3 protein-coding genes are annotated in these 6,949 nt (G+C 66.4%); 2 read left to right on the top strand and 1 reads right to left on the bottom strand.

Going from position 1 to position 6,949, the window contains the following annotated elements; all coding sequences use genetic code 11:
• On the top strand, positions 1-4,124 hold a 4,124-nt coding region (locus AB0H00_RS22270), incomplete at its 5' end, for a type I polyketide synthase (RefSeq protein ID WP_357269107.1).
• 15 nt (positions 4,125-4,139) lie between these two features.
• The gene (locus tag AB0H00_RS22265; protein WP_357269104.1) at positions 4,140-4,664 is read left to right on the top strand and encodes a PaaI family thioesterase; all 525 of its coding nucleotides are present in this window, start codon (positions 4,140-4,142) and stop codon (positions 4,662-4,664) included.
• Positions 4,665-4,797: 133 nt separating this feature from the next.
• Here the strand turns inward: AB0H00_RS22265 and AB0H00_RS22260 are convergent, their stop codons facing one another.
• Positions 4,798-6,828 carry an NADPH-dependent 2,4-dienoyl-CoA reductase gene (locus AB0H00_RS22260; RefSeq protein ID WP_357269101.1) on the bottom strand — a complete coding sequence of 677 codons (2,031 nt, stop codon included), beginning with the start codon at positions 6,826-6,828 and terminating at the stop codon, positions 4,798-4,800.
• Positions 6,829-6,949 lie beyond the last annotated feature (121 nt).

Raw genomic sequence — 6,949 nt, 5'->3', positions numbered from 1 at the left:
TCGACATCGACGTGGTGCCGCTGGTGGTGTCGGCGAAGTCGGAGGAGGCGTTGCGGGGCCAGGCGGACCGGTTGCGGGCATGGTTGGCCGACCGTCCGGATGTGGATACAGGGGCCGTGGCGCGGTCGTTGGTCGACTCGCGGGCGACGCTGGATCGGCGAGGGGTCGTTGTCGGGCGTGATCGGGAGGAGTTGTTGGCCGGCCTGGCTGCTTTGGCGTCGGGTTCGGTGACGTCGGGTGTGGTCGCCGGCGTTGCGGGTCCGGGAAAAACAGCGTTCCTGTTCACGGGTCAGGGTGCGCAGCGGGTCGGTATGGGTGCTGGGTTGTACCAGGCATTTCCGGTGTTCGCCGCGGCGTTGGACGAGGTGTGTGGGGAGTTCGATCGTCATCTGGGTGGGTCGTTGCGGGAGGTGATGTTCACCGATTCGGGGGGCGTGTTGGATCGCACGGAGTGGACGCAGCCTGCGTTGTTCGCGTTCGAGGTGGCGTTGTTCCGGTTGGTGGAGTCGTTCGGTGTGACACCGGATATGGTGATCGGGCATTCGATCGGTGAGCTTGTCGCCGCGTACGTGGCGGGGGTGTGGTCGCTCGAGGATGCGTGTGTGTTGGTGGCGGCGCGTGGTCGGTTGATGGGGGCGTTGCCGGAGGGCGGCGCGATGCTGGCAGTCGCTGTTCCGGAGGCCGAGGCGGCGGAAGCGATCGCTGGGTACAGCGGTCGGGTGTCGCTCGCGGCGGTGAATGGTCCCGATGCGGTGGTGATCTCCGGTGATGAGGATGCCGTCGGCGAGATCCAGCAAGGCCTTTCCCAGGTCGGCCGCAAGAACACGCGGCTGCGGGTCTCGCACGCGTTTCACTCGGTGTTGATGGAGCCCATGCTCGACCAGTTCCGTGTCGTGGCCGAAGGATTGACCTATCAGGAGCCGTCCCTGCCGATCGTGTCGAACGTGTCGGGTGCGCAGGCAGGCGATGAGGTGCGTGATCCGGAGTACTGGGTGGCGCAGGTGCGCGGTTGCGTACGGTTCGCTCCCGGTGTGGACACTCTGGTCGAGTCCGGTGTGCGCAGGTTCGTGGAGGTCGGCCCGGACGCGGTGCTCACCGCGATGATCCGTGAATGCCTGGCGGAGCGTCCGAATGCGGGGATGGTGGCGGCGTCGTCCCGGCGATCGATCGACGAGGTAGTCCAGCTCGTTACGTGCCTCGCACACGCGCACACAGTGGGAATGCCAGTGGACTTGCGGCGCTTGTTCGCCGGACACGCCGCGAGCCGGGAGGCATTGCCCACCTACGCGTTTCAGCACCAACGCTACTGGCTGCAGCCGGCGTCCCAAGTCGTGGCAGGCTCGTTCGGGCATCCGCTGCTGACGAGCGCAGTGCAGCTCGCGGGAAAAGAAGAGTGGCTGTTCACCGGGCGGATCTCGGTGCGCACTCATCCCTGGATCGCCGACCACGCGGTGTTCGGCTCGGTGTTGCTACCCGGGACGGCATTCGCGGAACTGGCCTTGGCCGCGGGTTCGCGACTGGACGCCGGCGCCATCGAGGAACTGCTGCTGGAGGCTCCGCTTGTGTTCGCGGGCGACGCCGAGTTCGACCTGCAGCTGAGTGTCGGGGCGCCCGACGGCGAGGGTCGGCGCACGTTCGCGATCTACTCTCGCTCCGAAGCCGCCGACCGGGACTCACATGACGTGGAGCCGTGGGTGCTGCATGCGGGCGGTGTCCTGGCCGCCGCAGCTGACGCTGCCCCGACCTGGAGCGAACAGACCTGGCCCCCCGCCAGCGCCCAGGCGTCGGAGGACACATCCCTCTATGACCGACTTGCGCAGCTGGGTTTCGAGTACGGACCGGCGTTCCAGGGCGTGACCGCGACGTGGGCCCGCGGCGAGGAGACATTCGCCGAAATCTCCCTCGACGAATCCGTCGTCGGGTCGGCATCCGCGTTCGGCATCCATCCCGCGTTGCTGGACGCATGCCTGCACGTCGCCATCGACGAGCTGACCCACGATTTGCCTGCGGGTCGGTTGCCGCTGCCCTTCTCGTTCACCGGAGTGCGGCTGTGGCGCTCCGGCGTCGGCGCGGTGCGCGCGAAAGTGGTCCGGGATGACAATGGGAAGGCCGGGATCGTCGTTGTCGACGACACCGGTTCAATCGTGCTGACCATCGATGCGGTCGTTACGCGTCCCGTCGACGCCGAAGTGCTGAACGCGGCAAGCACGACTCGACGCTCGTCGCCGCTGAACCTGCAATGGATCGAATCGGCGCTGCCTGCTCCGGCGTCTGCCGGTGCGCCGGCGACGTTGGGTTCGGCGCGGGTGCCGGGGATCGACCGCCACTACACCGACATAGCGGAGCTGGCCGCGGCCGAGGAGATTCCGGACGTGATCGTCTGGCCGCTCGCCGAAGACCTCACCGCGACCAACGGTGAGCGCGCCGGAGCGATTCGGCGGTCGATCCACACAACCTGGGAGGTGCTGCGGTCCTGGCTGTCGATCGAGCGGCTGGCGGACACCCGCCTGGTGGTGGCGACCCGTCGTGCGACGGGCCTGCAGGGCGAGACTGTGGACCTGGCCGCCGCCGCGGTGGCAGGCATGGCCCGCACCGCCCAATCGGAAAACCCCGGCCGGATTGTGCTGCTGGACTACGACGGCGAGCTGGGCGCCGATGTCGTGCGGAGTGTGGTCGAGTCGGATCATGCGCAGGTAGCGGTACGCGCCCGGCGGATGTTCGTGCCGCGTCTGGCCGAGGGTGGTATTTCCGCCGCGGCTCAGCCGTTGGAAACGGCTGACACCGAGGCCCTGTCATCCGACTCCGCCGCGTTCGGGGACGGCACGGTGTTGATCACCGGCGGCACCAGCGGGCTGGGCGCGGTGATGGCTCGGCATCTGGTGGCCGCGCACGGCGTCGAACACCTGCTGCTGGTGTCCCGGCGAGGCGAGGCGGCGGCGGGAGTCGCGGAGCTGGTCGCCGAACTGACCGAAATGGGAGCCGAAGCCCGTGTCGCCGCATGTGATGTCGGTGACCGAGCGAGTTTGGCGGCTGTTCTCGAATCGGTCAGGACCGACTATCCGTTGACGGCGGTGATTCACTCCGCGGGTGTGGTCGATGACGCCACGATCGAAAAACTGACACCGGAACAGATCGATCGTGTGCTCGTACCCAAAGTCAACGGCGCACTGAACCTGGACGAGCTCACCCGAGGCCACGACCTGGCGGCGTTCGTGATGTTCTCCTCCGTTGCGGCGATGCTCGGCGCGCCTGGACAAGGCAACTATGCGGCGGCGAACTCGTTCCTCGACGGACTGGCCCGCGCCCGCCGCGCCCAGGGGCTGCCCGCGTTGTCGGTGGCCTGGGGACCCTGGAGCCAGGAAGTGGGCATGACCGGAAAGCTGGATCGGGCCGCAGTGGCACGGTTGGAGCGGATGGGTATCAAAGTGCTCGGCGACGACGACGGGATTGCGCTGTTCGACGCCGCGGTCGCCGCGGGTGAGGCTGTGGCCGCCTGCGTCGAGTTCGACAAGCCGACACTCTCGGCCCAGGCCCGAGCCGGGCTGTTGTCCGATGTGCTCAGTGGCCTTGTGCCTGCGCGGGCACGACGCGCGCCCAGCGACGTCGCCACCGGCGGCCAGTTGGCTGGGCGGCTCGCCGCCGCGCCGGAGGACCAACGGGATGCGCTGGTACTCGGTTTCGTGCGGGAACACGCCGCGGCTGTTCTCGGATACTCCTCGGCCGCCGCCATCGAGCCCGAGACCCCATTCAACGAACTGGGATTCGATTCGCTCGGCGGTGTCGAGTTACGGAATCGGCTCGCCGAGGCGGCGGGCATGAAGCTACCGTCGACGCTGGTGTTCGACTACCCGACCGCCACCGCGGTGGCGAAACTGTTGCGCTCGCGGTGGGATGCCACCTCGACCACATCGGCGGTCGACGACCAGATCACCTCGCTTCGATCGTTGTTCGCGACCCTGTCGTCCAGCGGGGACAAGGAGCGCCTGGCCGAGCGGATCCGCTCGACGCTGGCCGAAGCTCTGGAGGACCGTGAATCCGCGGCCCGCGGCGACCGCGTCGCCGTCGAGGCGGCGAGCGCCGACGAGCTCTTCGCTCTCATCGACCAGCAGATTACAAAGCAGTAATAAGAAGGGAATGGTATGACACACAACGACCTGGCCACGATCGAAATGTCCAACGGATCACGGACACTGCATATGGAGTGGGACGATCCCGGACTTGCGGTAATGGGCCTGATGCAGCTGTCCCGCGACGAACTGTTGGAGCGTCTGCGGTCCGGCGATCTCCCGCAGCCGCCGCTGGCCAGGCTGCTCAACATCGCGGTCGTGGAGGCCGAGCCGGGCCGGATGGTCTTGAGTCTCACTCCGGACGAGCGGCATGTGAACTTCCTCGGCGTGGTGGGTGGCGGCGTCGTCACCACTGTCCTCGACATCGCGACGTGGGGTGCGGTCCATTTGTCGTTGGAGGACAAGTCCCTGGTCACGACGGTGAGTATGAACACGAACTTCCTGCGCGGAGTCTCCCACGCCCAGGGGACACTGCACGCGATCGCTCGAACCGTGCACGTCGGCCGGACGACTGCAGTTGCCGAAGCGCGTCTCGTCGACGCAGCCGACAAGACCTATGCGACGGCGACCGCCAGCTTCGTCCGAATGGGAGGCTGAACCGCGTAATTCCCTTCTTCATCCCGGCGGACGCCGGAACCCAGGAGAGTGTGGCTCTCCTGCCGCTTCCGCAGGTTGACCGCGTTATGCGATCAACCTGCGGAAATGTGCAGCTCGATCACGGGAGAAGTGTTCAGATCTCGGCCGCCAGGCGGGTGCCCTGCTCGATGGCGCGCTTGGCATCCAATTCACCGGCCTCATCGGCGCCGCCGATGAGATGCACACGTACACCTAGGGTTTCGAGCTGGTCTTTCAGGTCCCGGACAGATTCCTGGCCGGCACAGACGATGACGTTGTCGACGTCGATCACACGCCGACCTTCCCGCTTCTCGCCGAAGCTGATGTGCAGCCCGCGATCGTCGATCCGCTCGTAGTTGACCCCGCCGATCTGCTTGACCCCCTTGGCCTCGAGAGCGGCGCGATGGATCCAGCCGGTCGACTTGCCCAGCGTCGTTCCGAACGGGCCCGACTTTCGTTGCAGTAACTGCACCTCCCTGATGGCAGGGGCGGGCTTGGGCGTCGTCAACTGCCCGGGGGCGTGATCGTCGTCGGTGACACCCCACTCCTCTTGCCACTCCTCGAGTTTCAGTGCGGTATGGCCGGCGACCGTGAGGAATTCGCTGACGTCGAAACCGATTCCACCCGCGCCGACGACGGCGACGCGCTTGCCTACGGGCCTTTCCGCCCGGATCAGCTCCGGGTAGGACAGCACCATCGAGTGGTCGATTCCCGGGATATCGGGAATACGTGGCCGCACGCCGGTGGCCAGCACGACCTCGTCCCAGCTACCCGCCGCAAGCTGCTCGGCCGTGGCGTGGGTGTTCAAATGTACTGTGACACCGGTGAGTTCGAGTTTTCGGTGGAAGTACCGGATCGACTCGTTGAACTCCTCCTTACCGGGGATACGGCGAGCGAGGTCGAACTGGCCGCCGATTTTGTCGTCGGCTTCGAAGAGCTCGACGTGGTGCCCGCGCTCGGCCAGCCCGATCGCGGCAGACAGGCCCGCGGGGCCTGCGCCGACGACGGCGACGCGTTTGGCGCGGCGGGTAGGCAGGAGCTGGAGCAGTGTTTCGTGGCAGGCGCGCGGATTCACCAAACAGGACACGGTCTGTTTGGTGAAGGTGTGGTCGAGGCAGGCCTGGTTGCAGGCGATGCAGGTGTTGATCTCATCGACCCGGGATTCGGCGGCCTTGTTCACCCATTCCGGGTCGGCCAGCAGTGGACGGGCCAGGGAGATGAGGTCCGCGTCGCCGCGAGCCAGGATCTCCTCGGCGGTCTCGGGCATGTTGATCCGATTCGACGCACACACCGGAATCGACACATGCGCTTTGAGTTTTGCGGTGTATCCGACGAACGCGGCCCGCGGCACGGAGGTGGCAATGGTCGGTATCCGCGACTCATGCCAGCCGATGTCGGTGTTGATGATGTCCACCCCGGCGGCTTCCAATTCCTTCGCCAGCTCGATGATGTCCTCGAAAGTCTGTCCATCCTCCACGAACTCGGCCAACGACATTCGGAACATGATGAGGAAGTCCTCGCCCACCGCCGCCCGAGTGCGGGCGGCGATCTCGACCGGGAACCGCCGTCGGTTCGCCGGCGAACCGCCCCAGCCGTCGGTTCGGGTGTTCGTGCGCGGGGCGAGGAACTGGTTGATCAGGAAGCCCTCGCCGCCCATCAGCTCGATGCCGTCGTAACCTGCCAGTTTCGCCAACTCCGCGCAGCGCACGTGATCGGCGATCGTCGATTCGACGCCCTGCTCGGACAATGCCCGAGGCTCGAACGCGACGAGCGGCGACGCCACCGTCGAGGCCGACACATTGTTGGGAATATTCGAATCGCGGCCCGCATGCAGGATCTGCAATGCGATCTTGGCCCCCGCCTCGTGTACCGCCGTGGTGATGATGCGGTGTCGCTTGGCATCGGCCTCGGTGAGCATCCCACAGGCGAATGGCCACAGCCAGCCTTCACGGTTGGGGGAATACCCGCCGGTGACGATCAGGCCGACGCCGCCGCGGGCCCGTTCGGCGAAGAACGCGGCCAGCCGGTCGATGTGCCAATCCCGGTCCTCGAGGCCGGTGTGCATCGAACCCATCACCACGCGATTGCGCAGTGTGACGCGCCCCAGCTGGAGCGGCGACAGCAAGCGCGGAAAAGCTGAACTCATGCGATGAACCTAATGACAGGCGTCCACTCGCGCAACGGGAGCGAACGGCCATCCAGTGCACCCACGGAATGTGTCTAGATGATATAAGGGCTTGGATGTGGGCGCGGAGGTGTCGCCACAA

Origin of the sequence: Nocardia sp. NPDC023852 (genome assembly GCF_040639505.1) — a bacterium.
Classification (GTDB): Bacteria; Actinomycetota; Actinomycetes; order Mycobacteriales; family Mycobacteriaceae; genus Nocardia.
This window is presented reverse-complemented; position numbering and strand designations above follow the sequence as displayed.